Here is a 15,796-nt window from a genome sequence, read left to right as displayed (position 1 = left end):
TCTAGGCTAAGGCTAGAACTAATAAAACTATTGATTAAGTAAGTTAATACGGGCGGCAGTGACTTCATCAATGCCGGCATTGGCTTGTACAGTGCCATCATTCTTCAGGGCAGCTTCAATTGGCTTAGCCAATACTTTGCCAAGCTCAACACCAGGTTGGTCAAAGCTATTGATATTCCATAGCGCGCCAAGTGCAGCAGTGCGGTTCTCATAAAGCGCTAAGAGTGCGCCTAAGTAGAAGGCGTTCAGCTTAGGCAGGATCAGCAAGTTGCTAGGACGCTTACCTGGGTAGGTATTATTTGGGTTATCAGTCTTCTTGCCATTTGCCAAAGCTTGCGCTTGCGCTAAGCAGTTGGAGAGCAAAATGTGGTGATGCGCTTTTGCCTCAGGCAAATTACTCATCGGTTCACGTACCGCAATGAAATCAATTGGAATGATTTCTGTACCTTGGTGCAACAACTGGAAATACGAGTGCTGTGCATTGCTGCCTGAGCTGCCAAAAACAACCGGGCAAGAAAACTTCACTGGCTTGCCATCGCGATCGACGCTTTTGCCATTGCTTTCCATATCAAGCTGTTGCAACCACTTCGGAAACCAATCTAAAGCATCCGCATACGGAATAACCGCATAGGATTTAATGTGGTGTTTCTCTTGCTGATACAGCAAGCTAAGTGCCATGATGACAGGTAGATTTTCTTCAAGAGGCGCAGTTTTAAAGTGCTGATCAATGGCCTGTGCACCTGATAAGAATTCTTTAAAAGTGTCAAAGCCATATTGCAAAGCGATCGGTAGGCCAACTGCGGACCAAACAGAATATCGCCCACCAACCCAATCCCAGAAAGGGTAGATGCGATCTTGATCAATGCCAAACTCTTTGGCTGCAGGTACATTGGCTGTAACAGCAAAGAGTGATTTACCAATTTGACTATCGGTAAGGCCATTGTTCTTAAGCCATTTCACCACAGCCTTGGCGTTCATGGTCGTCTCAAGTGTTGTAAATGACTTGGAGACAATAATGACTTTAGTGCTGTGCGGTAAAGCGCGTTGCAAGATTCGATTGAGTTCTGCTGTGTCGATATTGGCCAAGAAATGCAACCGCATGCCACGGCTATCAATGTCGGGAACATGAGCTAATGCTTCGATCGCTAGGCGTGGACCAAAATCAGATCCACCAATACCGATATGAATGACATCAGTTACTCCAACCCATTTATTGCATAAAGCCTCAATACGATGCCAAACTTCTGCAACGTCTGGCATGACATCTTTACCGTCCACCAAAACGGGTGACTTATCTAAATTGCGTAAGGCGGAATGAAGGGCGGGGCGATTTTCTGAATTATTGACCGCTTTACCAGCAAAAAGATCGGCAATAAATTGTGCTAATTTCGCGTCTTTGGCTTGTTGAAACAAGGATTTCCAGCCAGCCTGATTAATACCTTGATAGGCGCTATCTAAAACGATGCCGTTGGTTTGATGGAGGGGGTGCGAGTTCTTTGCTACGGGTTTTAAAGACATCTATGAATTTTATCAATAACTGACCCTCAAAAACCCCAAAAACCACCTTAAACCACTGAAAATGTTACGATTTCACCATGAATATAAGCAAATTTAGACGCAGGATCCAGTAAATGGACCGGGTTGACTGTGTCGTTATTGGGGCCGGGGTCATTGGTTTAGCCGTTGCTAGAGAGATGGCTCTTCAAGGTCGAGAAACGATTTTGCTCGAGCGGGAAAGTGCTTTTGGCACGATTAGTAGCGCCCGCAATAGCGAAGTCATACACGCCGGCATTTATTACCCCAAAGATTCTCTCAAAGCAAAGCTATGTGTTGAGGGTAATCGCATGCTTTATGAGTACTGCCGCACCCATCACGTTGCTACTCAACCGTACGGCAAACTCATCGTAGCCAGCGATGATTCTCAATTGGATGACTTGCAAGCAATCCTATACAAAGCACAACAAAACAACGTCCCAGAAATCAAGATGATTACTGGAGAGCAAGCAAAATCTATGGAGCCTGAGCTCCAATGTTCAGCTGCCGTACTTTCAGCCTCAACCGGTATCGTTGATAGTCATGGTTTCATGCTGTCCTTGCTGGGTGGCTTTGAAGATGCTGGCGGCATGATTGCCTATCAGTCACCCCTGATCAGCGCTAAGCTAATAGGATCAAAGGCTCAAGACGGATTTGAATTAGAAATCGGTGGCGCAGACGGCATGAAGATTCAGACGAAGCTTCTGATTAATTGTGCGGGTATGAGCGCGCCAGCTATTGCGAAAAAAATTGAAGGACTTGCACAAGAGCAAATTCCGAAAGCGTATTTTGCTAAAGGGAATTACTTTTCTCTTTCAGGTAAATCACCGTTTAAGCATTTGATTTATCCCATTCCAGAGCCTGGTGGTCTAGGAGTACATCTCACCTTAGATATGGGTGGCCAAGCTAAATTTGGACCTGATGTTGAATGGTTGGAAATCGATGATGAGAATCAAATCGATTACACAGTAAACCCAAAGCGAGGCGAGGGCTTTTATGAGGCGGTTAGAAAGTATTGGCCCGGCCTGAAAGATAATGCCTTACAGCCAGATTATTCAGGCGTGAGGGCAAAAATAGTCCCGCCCAATGCGCCTGCAGGCGACTTTTGCTTCAATACGCCCAAGGATCATGGCCTAGAGGGGCTCTTTAATCTATATGGCTTTGAGTCCCCAGGATTAACCTCCAGCCTAGCCATTGCCAAGTATTTAGAGGGGCAAATCAAAAGTTCTTTATAATCTGTGGCTTGAATCAACCGTGATTCACAGTAAGTCGAATTAAAGGAAGAGTGGCAGAGCGGTTGAATGCACCAGTCTTGAAAACTGGCGAGGATGAAAGTCCTCCGTGAGTTCGAATCTCACCTCTTCCGCCAAGTCAAATAAAAAGCCCAGCAATTACTTGCTGGGCTTTTATCTTTAAGGTTGCTTAAAGAACTATTGCATTACTTCTTCGCAGCTGGTGCACTTACTACAGCAGCAATTGCTTCTGTGTAAACCACTTTTACTTGATCATTTATAGCGATATCTTTCAATAGGTCAGCGTTTTTAACCTTAACCTTGAAGATGTTTCCTTGAGGACCTTTTAAAGAAACGATATTTTTAGCTGCATCAATGGCTTCAACGTTGGCAGTTGCAGTCACAGTATTAGTAGTGATCATGCCTGGCTTATCACCCTGTGGAGCAGTTACAGTGCTGGTGCTAACTTGTTCACCAACTGCGCCTGGATTTTTAACCTTAACCAACTCAACAGCAATAGCCATTTCATAAACAACATCAAAACGGTCGCCAACTTTAATTTCTGCAAAGTTCTTTACTTCAGGGCCGGCAACGATAGAAGTTTCGCCGTCTTGATTTTTGAGGGTAACAGTGCGAGTTGTGGCATCAATCTTGGTTACTTCACCGTCATAGATCAGTGCGGCTTCTTGAGCGGCTACACCAGCTACGGGAGCTTTAGGTTTTGTGAGCATGAAGTAGGCGCCGACCGCGATAGCTGCGATAACAACAGCGATGATAATTTTTTTCATAATGGTTTGATCCTTAAGGTAAATAAAGCGCACCAGCATTCGGTGGTGATGCGGCAATGTATAAATACTAGTTTGTTAGTTTTAGTATCTATAGCTATTGTATTGCTCTTATTAGAAGCTGGCCGCTAGTCCAATAGAGGTGCCATGCACGTTTTGACCGAATTGGTAGCGAAAAACGACCCTTACGCGGCTAAATATGGGGTCTGAGGCACTTCGATCCAGTTCAATGCCTGTGCCTACCGAGGAGAGTGAGTTAAATCCTAGGGCTCCTCGTAAGTCACCCAGGAACTCAGTATGAGCGAGTTCAAAGACTGCACGCAGAGGTCGATCTAATAGTGTGATCGGCGTTGGAATCCGACTTCGAGCCCAAAGGGCCAGACTTTGAGAGTCTGCTGATCCTTGAACGGCAGTGGAGCTATCAAAAGTCTGGACGGGAATATTGGTGTAACGCAATTCCACATCAATCTCTTGATTGGGTTTGTAGTTCTCATAGTCGAGCATGACTGAGCCACCTAAACCATAGGAGTTCATGCGACCGCCATTCAGAAATTGCAGATCTACCCCTTTGCGATTTTCAATCACACGAGATGCGATTGAGAGATCACTTTCTAAATGCCCAAGCATGACGTTCGCAATTGGTCTAAAACGTAATTCATCAGTAATCGGAAAATCCCAGCCAATACCTCCGGTACCGGTAACGCTATTCCAGTGGACAGGAACAGTAACCGAGCTGTTGCCTATGCCGTCTGAAAAGGTGGGGTTGTAACGGTTAACCGCAAGCGTGCCTTCTAAGTAGAGGGGAAAATTGGCGCTAATACGATCGCCGCCACCTAAAGAGATCATTTGTAAATCAGAGTTGTCGCCATCTTTATTGCGGATCGATAGGGAGCCAGTAGTGACATCTGGTGTCAGGGAGTAACCAGTAATCGTCATGAAGGCATCCGCACGTTTTTTGAGGTAATTATTTGCTGCGTTATATAAAGCAGATTGTGCGTACGCATCCTTGGTAGAGCCAATCATGAGGCAGAGGGCAACCAATAGGTATGGAGTAAATCGAAGGCGCATGCCAAAAACTATCAATGAAAATCAGAAGGAATTCATTTTAAGCGACATAAGTGCTAGCCCTTGGGGCAATGCTTGCTAATTAGTAACATGTACCATAGAGGATATGAAGCTCATGCTCGCCCTCTATTTCTTTATATTAGCCATTATTCAGATGGGTTTGTTGTTCGGTATTTATCACTATTACCGTTCACAAAATTTAGCGCGTCCAAATATCTATTGGATGAGCTCGCTGACGCTAAGCGTTTTAGCTTTGCTGGTTTTTGGAGGCGGCATTGTTTCCATTGAAGATATCGCAAGACCCGAATTTAATTTCACCATTGCGAATACTTTTTTCTATGCGGCTGCAGTATTACAAGCCTTCTTCTGCCAATCTCTTAATAGAGAGGTGGGTAAGCCCTTAAAAATATCCCTTGCCATCTCAATTTTGATTTTTATAGTCGTTTTTGAGTGGTTGCGTAATGAGTCGACTTTCGAGGTGCGTACAGTATTTATATGTGTCTTAACTGGATTGTTTTATGTCTGGCAGATTGTTGAGGTGCGGATCAAGCGAAAAAAATCACCATCAAGTCAGCTGATCTATTTGCAATATGCCAGCGTTGCCGAACTATTTTTTGCATTAGGGCGACTTACTATTCTCATCGTCGGTTCGCTAACCATTAGACAGGTAGAGCAGATTCCACAAATTCTGATTCTATTTACGATAGCCCAGTTGGTTATGAATACGCTTTCGTATATTGCGATTGGTAGTTACTGGGCTGAGCAAATTGCCTTCTCAAACTTTAGATCAAACCAAGAAAATCAAGAGATTAAGGCGTTGCTGAAAGAACGTGAGACCTTGATAGGCTCATTGCTCAAGGCCAATAAGACTGCCAGCACTGGCGCTTTGTCTGCTGCTATTGCCCACGAATTAAATCAACCGCTGGGTGCGTCAAGTCTGAATATTCAATTTTTACAAAAGAAGCTTTCAGAGGGACAATTAAATCCGGCCCTTGAGAAGGAAATTTTAGATACCTTGCTTGCTGATAATCAGCGAGCCGCAGGAATCATTCGCTCATTACGATCGATTTTTTCCGATGAAAAAGTAGAATCCTCCAGGATTGACCTTGCAGAGTTAATTGAAGTGGTTCTCAGCATTGCAAAACCTGAGATCACTGCAAAATCTATTCAGATAGCCGTGAGCGTCCAACCTCATTTAATGATTCAGGCCAATCGTGGTGAGATTCAGCAGGTGCTATTAAACCTGGTAAATAACGCCATACAGGCTTTAGTAACTTCTTCTCAGCAAGTTAAAAAGTTGAGTATTGATGCTCAACATACTGAGGGTGGCGTGTTGTTAACTGTTGCAGATAATGGCGATGGCATTCCTGAGGCATCTCAGAATCAGTTATTTGAACTGCTTTCTAGTAGTAAGTCGTCCGGTATGGGTCTTGGTCTATGGCTTTGTAAACACATTGTTACTCGCCATGGCGGCTCCATCGTATTTGAGCCGAATCCTGGAGGCGGGGCTAAGTTCCTGGTTCGATTTCCTGTTGATTCAGAAGTTACCTAAGTAACATAACTTACTCAATTATTAGCTCTTAGGCTAATTGCCTTGGATTTAACGCGCCATATCATTTGTTATGTAGATGTTTTATCAATATTTTCATTTGGACAGAGATATGAAAACCAAACTTTCTCAAATTGCCATACTGGCATCTTTTATGACTTCAGGTTTAGTTGTCGCTGCTGGTGGAGGGGGTGTAGTTGCTGACCCTGGCGCCATGCAAGGTAAGCATTTTGACTCCAAGGGCAAAATGCCATCGAGCTACACGGTAGAGCTCCAAAATGGTTTGCGCAAAACACTGCCATTTGAAGATAAACGGGATTTTGAGGAATCTAAAAGAGGCTTCATCGCTGCGCCAGCCTACAAAACCATCATGGCCGATGCTGGCAACGTTGCATGGGATATGGGCAGTTATGAATTCCTCTTGCAGGGCAAAGATTTTGATAGCGTACATCCATCCTTGCAACGCCAAGCGATTCTCAATATGGGCTATGGCTTATATGAGGTAGTACCGGGCAAGATTTATCAAGTTCGCGGCTTTGACTTATCAAATATCAGTTTTGTTAAAACGAATACCGGTTGGATTGTGTTTGACCCATTGACCTCAAAAGAAGCTGCTAGAGCGGCTATGGAGTTGGTTAATGAAAAACTAGGCAAGCGCCCAGTCGTTGCTGTTGTGTACTCCCACTCACATGCCGACCACTTTGGTGGTGTTCGTGGCGTAGTGGAAGAGGCTGATGTGAAGAGCGGTAAGGTGAAAATCATTGCTCCAGCAGGCTTTATGGATCATGCCGTAGCAGAGAACGTATACGCTGGTAATGCCATGACACGACGCCTGTATTTCCAGTATGGCGTCTTATTGCCGCGTAGCCCATTTGGTCACGTTGATCAATCGATTGGTAAAAATACTGCTGCCGGCAATCTGGGCTTAATTGAGCCAACCATTTTGATTAACGAGCCATTTGAAAAAATGACGGTAGACGGTGTGGAGATGGAGTTCCAAAATACACCAGGAACAGAAGCACCAGCCGAGATGAATACGTATTTCCCGCAGTTCAAGGCATTCTGGGCTGCTGAAAATATTACCGGCACTATTCATAACATCTACACATTACGTGGCGCTCTAGTACGTGATGCTTTGGCATGGTCTAAGAACATTAACAATGCTTTGTATCGCTATGGCTATGAAGCTCAGGTAATGTTTGCGTCGCATTCTTGGCCGCGTTGGGGTAATGAGCGTGTTCAGGAGGTGATGCGCACTCAGCGTGATAGCTATGCACACTTGAATAACGAGGTGCTTCATTTGGCGAACAATGGCGTAACGATTAATGAAGTCCACAACGTCTACAAACAGCCTGAGAGTTTGAAAAAGCAATGGGCAGCCCATAGCTACCACGGTTCAGAAGAGCACAACAGTCGTGCTGTGATCAATCGCTACTTGGGCTACTGGGATGCCAATCCTGCCACCTTGATTCCGTTGTCACCAAAAGATTCTGCGCCGCTATATGTGGAGATGATGGGTGGTTCTAGCAAGATCATGGCAAAGGGCAAACAGCTCTATCAGCAAGGTAAATATCGCGAAGCGATGGAAATCGTAAACAAGTTGGTTTATGCAGAGCCTAACAATACTGCCGCTAAAGACTTGCTGGCAGACATTTTTGAGCAAATTGGCTATCAAAAGGAAAGCCCTAGCGTACGCAATAGCTTCCTAGGTGCTGCATACGAATTACGTCATGGCATGCCTTCTGGTGCATCACCGAAGACCAATGGTCCTGACATGATCAGAGCAATGACTACGGAGCTGTGGCTCAATGCTCTAGCAATCAGCATGGATAGCAAAAAAGCTGCTGGCATGAAGTTCACTATCAATCTGACTACTCCAGATAATGGTGAGAAGTTCGTTGTTGAGATGAGTAATTCTGCGCTGACCAATATCAAGGGTTATCAGGATAAAAATCCAAACCTCACTATCACTGTGAATCGTAGCGACTTAGAAAAAGTCATGGGTGGTCAAACTACTTTTGAAAAACTTCAGGCTGAAGGTAAAGCTAAGTTTGAAGGTGATCGTAAAGTCTTTGATCAGCTGCGTAGCACCATGACAACTTTTACTCCAGATTTTGAATTAATGCCTGGCACCAAGGCTAAAGCTCCACCAGCCAAACCAAGTAAGGATCCATTTGAGGCTCCTCCAATTGCCAATTCTGATGGCGCTTAATGTCAGATATTGAATGGTTGTAAAAAATGGGCTCCTAGGAGCCCATTTCTTTAATCCGAAACAGAGGAATTTCTCAGGCAGTGAAAGCTCCACCAGCTTCCAACGACTTCAGTTCTTCGCCGGCAATGCCTAATTCTGCAAGAAGCTCGCTAGTGTGCTCGCCCAGTAAAGGAGGGTGGCGATAAACCTGCTGAGGAGTGCCATTCATCTTGACGGCAAAGCCAATATTAGGAACTTTGCCTTCAATTGGGTGATCAATTTCCATACGCATCTTGCGATGACGCCCATGTTCACTATCAAATGCTTCAGGATAGGTGTTGATTGGGCCAGCTGGTATTCCTGCTGCCAGAAGTGCATCAACCCATTCATCACTGGTTTTCTTGGCAAATGATTTTTCCAATTCAGCAGCGAGTTCTAAGCGATTTGCTAAGCGAAGAGGATTTGTTTTAAAGCGCGCATCTTCAAATAGCTCAGGACGCTCAATCTTGTCACAGAGTAGCTTCCACAATTTTTGATTCGTAGCACCCATCACAAAATAACCATCTGATGCTTTCATGGCTTGATAGGGGGCGCTCATATGATTTGCTGTGCCTAGTTTGTAGGGTTCAACACCAGTACCCCAATACTGAGCTGTATCCCATATAGAAAACGCCAAGGCAGAATCAAACAATGAGGCGTCAATAAACTGACCTTCACCTGTTTTAGTTTTACCAATATAGGCAGATAAGATTCCGTAGACCGCAAACAATGCGCAGCCAATGTCGGCAACCGGTACGCCAGCTTTGACTGGTGGACCATCAGGGTATCCGGTAACGCTCATAACTCCAGACATAGCTTGCGCCATTAAATCAAACCCAGGGCGATCAGCCCATGGACCCGTTTGCCCAAAACCGGAGATGCTGGCATAGACCAATCCAGGATTAATGGCTTGCAATGAAGGGTAGTCAATGCCCAATTTTTTCATCACACCTGGACGGTAGTTTTCAACCAAGATATCGGCTGTTTTAACTAACTCAAAGAATACTTTTTTGCCTGCTTCAGTTTTGAGATTGAGAGTGAGGCTGCGTTTATTCCGGTTCATATTCAGAAAGCCCATGCTGTCTGAACCCTTCATCTTGAATCCCATTGCACCACGAGTTTGGTCGCCGGTGCCTGGAGGCTCGATTTTGATGACATCGGCGCCGAGGTCTGCCAAAAGCATGCAGCAGTAGGGGCCCGCCATTACTTGACTGACGTCAAGAACACGTACTCCTGATAGGGGTAATGGCTTGGTAGATCCATGATGTGCGCTATCTAAAGCGCCATTTATAGGTGTTTTCGTCATTGTCTCAATTGTTTTTATATGTTTAGAATTACCCTGCAATATTAACAAACACAATTAAAAATATTTTGGAGACTTTATGTTGGTTAAAACGCCTAAATGGGCTATGCGTAGCTTGCTCGCAATCACGCTAGCCACAAGTTCATTTTTTGCGGTGGGTCAGCAGGCCTACCCATCAAAACCAATTCGCCTGATTGTGGGTTTCGCGCCTGGTGGCGGCACTGACATTGTTGCGCGCGCAATTGCACCGAAGATGGGTGAAATCTTGGGTCAAAGCGTCATTATTGAAAATAAATCTGGAGCTGCCGGTACGATTGGTGCGGATTTGGTTGCCAAGTCTAATCCTGACGGCTACACCATACTGATGGGGCACTCTAATTCGAATGCGATTTCTCCATTTGTATTAACAAATGTACCGTATAACCCAGCAACGGATTTCACGCCGATTACCTATTTGGGCTATGTGCCAAACGTATTGGTTGTGAAATCTTCATTGCCAGTAAATTCAGTAGCGCAATTGATTTCCCTTGCCAAGCAAAATCCAGGTCAGATGACCTACGGATCATCAGGGATTGGCAGTACTCAGCATTTGGCTGGTGCTTTGTTCTCTAAGATTGCTGGTATCCAGATGAACCATGTCCCTTACAAAGGCAGTGGTCAGGCGATTGTTGACTTGCTTGGCGGTCAAATCACGATGAACTTTGATACTTTGCCACCAAACTTGCAGCAAATTCGTCAAGGCAATTTAAAAGCATTGGCAATTTCAACTCCAAAACGCTTATCACTCTTGCCTAATGTGCCAACATTTGCAGAAGTAGGTATTGTTGGTTTTGATGTTACTAATTGGTACTCCGTGATGGGACCAAAAGCGATGGACCCAGCCGTTGTTAATAAGATCGATCAAGCAGTTAAAGCTGCTATGAATGATCCAGAAATCAAAAAGACATTGGATGCCCAAGGATTGCAGCCAGAAGGCCCTGCGACACCTGCAGCATTTAGTTTGTTCTTGGCTGGTGAGCTTGCTAAATATCAGCGTCTTGTGAAGAGCTTAAACATCAAAGCTGAATAGTTTGCATGAGTGAGTCCGGTAAAGGGGGTAATGTTGCGCAAGTGGCATTAGAGATACGCGACAACATTGCTCACGTTACCTTTGATCATGTGGCGGCGCGCAATGCGATGACCGTCACTATGTATCAATCTTTGAAGTCTATATGTGAAGATCTAGCCAGTAACCCAAAGGTCCGAGTGGCTATCTTTCGTGGTGCTGGAGGTAAGTCCTTTGTCTCTGGCAGTGATATCGCGCAGTTTGCTGGATTTAAGAGCGGTAATGATGGCGTACGCTATGAAGAGGGTATCGATAGTTATCTTGCCCCTCTTGCTACTTTGCCAATCCCAACCATTGCTGTGATTGACGGCATGGCAGTAGGTGGTGGTCTGGCTATTGCTAGCTGTTGCGATTTTCGACTTTCTTCACCGGGAGCCAAATTTGGCGTACCCATAGCTAAAACCCTTGGTAATTGTTTATCAGCGGGCAATATCGCTTGGCTCGTGGCACATCTAGGTATCAATATTGTGAAACGGATGTTGCTGTTAGCGGAAATGATTTCTGCTGAAGAGTTGGTAAAGCAAGGCTATGTTCTAGCCATTCATGAACAGGAGAACTTGGGTAAAGAGGCTTATATGCTTGCAGAGCGCCTCAGCAAATTAGCGCCCATTACACAAAAATCGAGCAAGCTTGTTCTTGCAAGACTTATTAAAAATAATCTGCCAGATTGCAATGATCTCATTAGCGAAACTTATGGCAGCACTGACTTTAAGAATGGCGTTGCTGCATTTTTAAAAGGTGAGCCACCAACTTGGATTGGTAAGTAGGAATCTAGAGCTCCAGACTTAATCTCAATCAATCCAAAAACATTTCTTGCAGATTATTGAGGTAGCGGATGCCTAGTTCAGTTGCTTTTAGTCTGCTAGGATTTTCATCTAACAATCCTTTTTTACTTGCCTCATCTAAGCCTTTGCTAATAACGCTTAAAGGCAAGCCCGTACGTTCGCTAAAAGTACTGGTATCAACCCCATCGGTCAACCTTAGTGTGTTGAGCATAAATTCAAAGGGAATATCTTTGACTGCTATCTCACGGTTTTCAATGAGCGCATTACCTTTCGACTCCATCGCAGTCATGTAGGCCTCAGGTTGGCGCTCTCGGACTTGCCGCGTAATTCGATCTGGGTAGGAAACTTTGCCATGCGCTCCTGCTCCGATTCCAATGTAATCACCAAAACGCCAGTAGTTCAGATTGTGTTTGCACTCTTGATTCTTCTGGGCGTATGCAGAGACTTCGTAACGTTGATAGCCTGCCTTAGTGAGTAAATCTAAATTCTGCTCATAGATCGCATCTATTTCGTCTTCACTAGGAAGGTTTGGTGGAAAGCTAGCAAAGTAGGTATTAGGTTCTAGGGTGAGGTTATAGAAAGACAAATGGGGCGTCTTGAATGACAGAGCAGTTTCTATATCCGCCTTTGCTGCTTCAAGAGTTTGCTTGGGTAATCCGTACATTAAATCTAGATTCACGGATTTAAAGTGTTTTAAAGCGATCTCAATTGCTCGCTTCGCTTCTTCGCCATTGTGAATGCGACCTAAAGCTTTAAGCTGCTCATCCTGAAAGCTCTGAATACCCAAGGAAACCCGATTGATGCCGGCCTTGGCGAAACCGGCAAATTTTTCTGCTTCGACCGATCCGGGATTAGCCTCCATCGTGATCTCAGCATCCGGCTCTAGGTTCACTCTGGCACGTATAGCGCAAAGCAATTGATCCATGCCTTCTGCAGAGAGTAGGCTCGGTGTGCCGCCACCAATAAAAATACTGTGAACTTGTCGTCCCCAAGTGTTAGGTAGCTCCGTTTCTAAGTCAGCAATTAGTGCATTGATATAGCGAGCCTCATCAAAACCCGCTTTACCTTCTTTAATTTGATGCGAATTGAAATCGCAATAAGGACATTTCTTTTCGCACCAAGGAAAGTGGATATACAAAGCCAATGGTGGCAATGCACTCAGACTCACTTTATTAAGATTGGAATTAAGCACGAGCTTTGAGTTGTGTAATCAGTTCGCGTAGAGCTTGACCGCGATGACTTATTAGATTCTTTTGGACGGGGTCTAGCTCAGCAGCTGTACAGTTTTGATTCTTCAAAAAGAAATGAGGATCGTACCCAAAGCCATTGTTACCGGATGCTTGGTCAACAATTTGCCCGTACCAGCGAGTCTGGACAATGAGGGGCTCAGGATCATCTGCGCTATTGACAAAGACAAGGGCGCAAACATAATGCGCACCTCGATCAACTTGATCTTTTAATTCTTGAATTAGTTTTTGATTGTTCGCTGCATCATCGCCTTGCTCACCTGCAAAGCGGGCTGATAAAACACCAGGCTTGCCATTTAAAGCATGAGCGCAAATACCGGAGTCATCAGCTAAGGCAGGCAGACCAGATACAGCGCTAGCGTGACGTGCTTTGGCTAATGCATTTTCTACAAAAGTGCAGTGAGGTTCTTCGGCAGAAGGAATACCTAATTCACCTTGGGGAATAACCTGAAAATTCAGGGGAGCTAAAAGCGCCTGAAATTCCTTTACCTTGCCAGCATTATTGGAAGCGAGAACTAGCTTTTGCATTGCGATCTTTATTTCAATGCATCGATTTGCATTTGAGTAAGCTCGCGAATACCTTGTTCAGCAAGATCCAGGAGTGCATTGAGTTCATTTCTGGAAAAAGCAGCGCCTTCTGCGGTGCCTTGTACTTCAATCATGCCGCCTTTACCTGTCATGACGACATTCATGTCAGTATCGCAAGAAGAGTCTTCTGGATAATCTAAATCAAGCACAGGAGTGCCTTGATAGATGCCAACAGAAATGGCAGCTACGCTATCAATGATTGGATCCTTGGTGAGTGCACCACTTTTTAGAAGTTGGTTAACTGCATCTCTTGCGGCGACGTAGGCGCCCGTAATAGAGGCTGTGCGTGTGCCACCGTCAGCTTGCAATACATCGCAATCCAGATGAATAGTTCTTTCGCCCAAAACTTTCAAATCAAAAACGCTACGCATTGCGCGACCAATCAGGCGCTGAATTTCTTGGGTGCGACCAGATTGTTTGCCGCGGGCAGCCTCACGATCGCTGCGGGTATGAGTGGAGCGGGGGAGCATGCCGTATTCGGCAGTTACCCAGCCTTCGCCAGAACCCTTTTTGTGGGGTGGCACCTTTTCTAGGATGCTCGCAGTGCAAAGGACCTTGGTGTCCCCAAAAGCAATCAATACCGATCCTTCGGCATGCTTTGTAAAGGCTCTGGAGATAGTTACTGGGCGCAAGTCTTTTGGCTGACGGCCGCTCGGACGTGCAATATTGGCTGGATTGGCAGTGCTCATGGAAATGGGGTCCTGTTGTTTTGGTCTGGATCAATAATGAATCTACAATGTCCATATGATATCGAGCATGACTGGTTATGGCAGCGCTTCTCGCCAAGTTTCCCTGGGAGCTGGTGTAGTTGCTGATCTGCAGGTGGAATGTCGGGCTGTAAATAGCCGCTTTCTGGATCTTGGATTTCGTCTTCCGGACGAATGCCGTGGGGCTGAGCCTGCCTTACGAGAAATAGCCACCCAAAACCTCTCTCGTGGCAAGGTCGAGTTCCGGGCTGCATGGCGAGTCAATTCAGGTGCGGCTAATTCAGCCAAATCCAATCCCCACGCTCTAGGTGCTATCAATAAAGATCGCCTTGATGCCTTATATACCTTGCAAGAAAAAGCCCAAGACGCTTTTCCAAAGGCGCAAGAGCTGAGCATTGCTGAGGTATTGCGTTGGCCTGGCGTTGTCTCTGAGCCTCGCGGTGAAGAAGATAGTTGGATTACTGCCGCCGTTGAAGCTGGGCGAGCAGCTCTAGCAGCACTCATGGAAAGTCGACATGCTGAAGGAAAAGCTTTAGTTGGCGTTCTTACCAGCATTACTGGCAAGATGCGCGACATCGTTAAGGTAATAGAGCCTAAAGTTCCTGAATATGTAGCGCAATATCAAGAAAAGTTAACTGAGCGACTATCAGAAGCTCTGGCGGCACAAGAACAGGCCAAAGCTGGTGCTGAGCTCATGGAGCGCATCCGCCAAGAGGTTGTTCTGTACGCTGTTCGTATCGACGTTGCCGAGGAGTTTGCGCGTTTAAAAACCCATCTGCAGGCTGTAGATACAGCACTTGCAGGCAAAGGTCCGGTCGGTAAGCGTTTAGATTTTTTGATGCAAGAGCTTAATCGCGAAGCCAACACCTTGAGTTCCAAGTCTGTCTCAGAAGAATGCACACAAGCAGCGCTAGAGCTTAAATTGTTTATCGAGCAAATGCGTGAGCAAGTTCAAAATCTTGAGTAAACCTCTGAGTAATTAATTCATGACTAACTCTACTACGACCCCATCCTATCAAGGCAGTATGTTGATGATTGTTGCGCCTTCTGGTGCGGGCAAGTCTTCATTGGTTAATGCTTTATTAAAAGATGATCAGGGATTGAAATTATCTTTATCAACCACCACTCGTGCACCAAGACCTGGTGAAGTAGATGGTAAAGACTATCGTTTTTTGGGTAAAGAAGATTTTCTGCAAGAGCGCGATCAAGGTCATTTTTTAGAGTGGGCGGAAGTACATGGTCATTTTTATGGCACATCAAAACCGTGGATTGAGTCTCAAATGCAAGCAGGTAGCGATGTCATGCTGGAGATCGATTGGCAGGGTGCCCAGCAGATTCGCAAGTTAATTCCATCAGTTCAGTGGATCTTCATTTTTCCACCATCTATTGAGGCACTGGAAGAGCGCTTGCGTAAGCGTGGTCAGGATGATGAGGCAACCATTGAGCGCCGTTTAGCGGCTGCCCATATCGAGCTCACGCACGCCCATGAGGCGGATTACATCGTTGTGAACGATTCCTTTGATCAGGCTTTGGTAGATTTGAAGCATATTTTGGCTTCCAGCCGTCTGCGCTCCGGGCCCAGTATGGCCAGAAATCCAGCGCTTTTGAAGCGTCTCGGGGTCTAATCAGTTATCCTATAGGTATTGAAGCTAAATTAAGTGAGTCCA

At 45.4% G+C, this 15,796-nt stretch carries 14 protein-coding genes and 1 tRNA gene; 8 read left to right on the top strand and 7 right to left on the bottom strand.

Translation table 11 applies throughout. The features are described 5' to 3' along the window. Positions 1–27: 27 nt before the first annotated feature. Positions 28–1,518: a glucose-6-phosphate isomerase gene (pgi, locus tag QMF28_RS05700; protein ID WP_281741609.1), complete on the bottom strand. Its 1,491-nt coding sequence runs from the start codon at positions 1,516–1,518 to the stop codon at positions 28–30. Between the two features lie 113 nt (positions 1,519–1,631). Between pgi and QMF28_RS05695 the strand changes: the two genes are divergently transcribed. Both QMF28_RS05695 and QMF28_RS05690 read left to right on the top strand, forming a co-directional pair. Beyond that, complete coding sequence (locus tag QMF28_RS05695; protein ID WP_281741607.1) at positions 1,632–2,768, top strand: NAD(P)/FAD-dependent oxidoreductase; 1,137 nt, start codon at positions 1,632–1,634, stop codon at positions 2,766–2,768. Between the two features lie 44 nt (positions 2,769–2,812). Beyond that, positions 2,813–2,902, top strand: a tRNA-Ser gene (locus tag QMF28_RS05690). A 69-nt stretch (positions 2,903–2,971) separates the two neighbouring features. Here QMF28_RS05690 and QMF28_RS05685 read toward each other — a convergent pair. Both QMF28_RS05685 and QMF28_RS05680 read right to left on the bottom strand, forming a co-directional pair. Further along, positions 2,972–3,553 carry a hypothetical protein gene (locus tag QMF28_RS05685; protein ID WP_281741605.1) on the bottom strand — a complete coding sequence of 194 codons (582 nt, stop codon included), beginning with the start codon at positions 3,551–3,553 and terminating at the stop codon, positions 2,972–2,974. 111 nt (positions 3,554–3,664) lie between these two features. After that, positions 3,665–4,618: an autotransporter domain-containing protein gene (locus QMF28_RS05680; RefSeq protein ID WP_281741603.1), complete on the bottom strand. Its 954-nt coding sequence runs from the start codon at positions 4,616–4,618 to the stop codon at positions 3,665–3,667. 103 nt (positions 4,619–4,721) lie between these two features. Here QMF28_RS05680 and QMF28_RS05675 point away from each other — a divergent pair, with 103 nt between their 5' ends. Both QMF28_RS05675 and QMF28_RS05670 read left to right on the top strand, forming a co-directional pair. Beyond that, positions 4,722–6,167: a sensor histidine kinase gene (locus QMF28_RS05675; RefSeq protein WP_281741601.1), complete on the top strand. Its 1,446-nt coding sequence runs from the start codon at positions 4,722–4,724 to the stop codon at positions 6,165–6,167. A gap of 109 nt (positions 6,168–6,276) precedes the next feature. Further along, positions 6,277–8,376, top strand: a complete 2,100-nt coding sequence (locus QMF28_RS05670) for an alkyl/aryl-sulfatase (RefSeq protein WP_281741599.1) — start codon at positions 6,277–6,279, stop codon at positions 8,374–8,376. A 73-nt stretch (positions 8,377–8,449) separates the two neighbouring features. On the opposite strand, the gene QMF28_RS05665 is transcribed toward QMF28_RS05670, so the two are convergent. Next, positions 8,450–9,700: a CaiB/BaiF CoA transferase family protein gene (locus QMF28_RS05665; protein ID WP_281741597.1), complete on the bottom strand. Its 1,251-nt coding sequence runs from the start codon at positions 9,698–9,700 to the stop codon at positions 8,450–8,452. A 76-nt stretch (positions 9,701–9,776) separates the two neighbouring features. Here QMF28_RS05665 and QMF28_RS05660 point away from each other — a divergent pair, with 76 nt between their 5' ends. Next, positions 9,777–10,766 (top strand): Bug family tripartite tricarboxylate transporter substrate binding protein, encoded by a 990-nt coding sequence (locus QMF28_RS05660; RefSeq protein ID WP_281741596.1) that lies wholly within the window; start codon positions 9,777–9,779, stop codon positions 10,764–10,766. Positions 10,767–10,771: 5 nt separating this feature from the next. Next, a complete protein-coding gene (locus QMF28_RS05655) occupies positions 10,772–11,569 on the top strand; it encodes an enoyl-CoA hydratase/isomerase family protein (RefSeq protein ID WP_281741595.1) in 798 nt (265 codons plus the stop codon). Positions 11,570–11,597: 28 nt separating this feature from the next. On the opposite strand, the gene hemW is transcribed toward QMF28_RS05655, so the two are convergent. From hemW to rph, 3 genes are read right to left on the bottom strand one after another with little or no spacing between them, the layout of a single operon-like run. After that, entirely contained in the window at positions 11,598–12,755 is a 1,158-nt protein-coding gene (gene hemW / locus QMF28_RS05650; RefSeq protein ID WP_425594884.1) for a radical SAM family heme chaperone HemW, read from the bottom strand. A gap of 16 nt (positions 12,756–12,771) precedes the next feature. Further along, the gene (rdgB, locus tag QMF28_RS05645) at positions 12,772–13,362 is read right to left on the bottom strand and encodes an RdgB/HAM1 family non-canonical purine NTP pyrophosphatase (RefSeq protein ID WP_281741592.1); all 591 of its coding nucleotides are present in this window, start codon (positions 13,360–13,362) and stop codon (positions 12,772–12,774) included. Between the two features lie 8 nt (positions 13,363–13,370). Beyond that, complete coding sequence (gene rph, locus QMF28_RS05640; protein ID WP_068323121.1) at positions 13,371–14,111, bottom strand: ribonuclease PH; 741 nt, start codon at positions 14,109–14,111, stop codon at positions 13,371–13,373. A gap of 55 nt (positions 14,112–14,166) precedes the next feature. Here rph and QMF28_RS05635 point away from each other — a divergent pair, with 55 nt between their 5' ends. Next, the gene (locus QMF28_RS05635) at positions 14,167–15,096 is read left to right on the top strand and encodes a YicC/YloC family endoribonuclease (protein WP_281741590.1); all 930 of its coding nucleotides are present in this window, start codon (positions 14,167–14,169) and stop codon (positions 15,094–15,096) included. A gap of 19 nt (positions 15,097–15,115) precedes the next feature. Next, a complete protein-coding gene (gene gmk / locus QMF28_RS05630) occupies positions 15,116–15,754 on the top strand; it encodes a guanylate kinase (RefSeq protein ID WP_068323116.1) in 639 nt (212 codons plus the stop codon). The last annotated feature ends 42 nt before the right edge of the window (positions 15,755–15,796 follow it).

Source organism: Polynucleobacter yangtzensis (assembly GCF_027924165.1).
GTDB classification, from domain to species: Bacteria; Pseudomonadota; Gammaproteobacteria; order Burkholderiales; family Burkholderiaceae; genus Polynucleobacter; species Polynucleobacter yangtzensis.
Note: the sequence above shows the minus strand (reverse complement) of the source record. Positions and strands in the feature narration are given on the sequence as shown.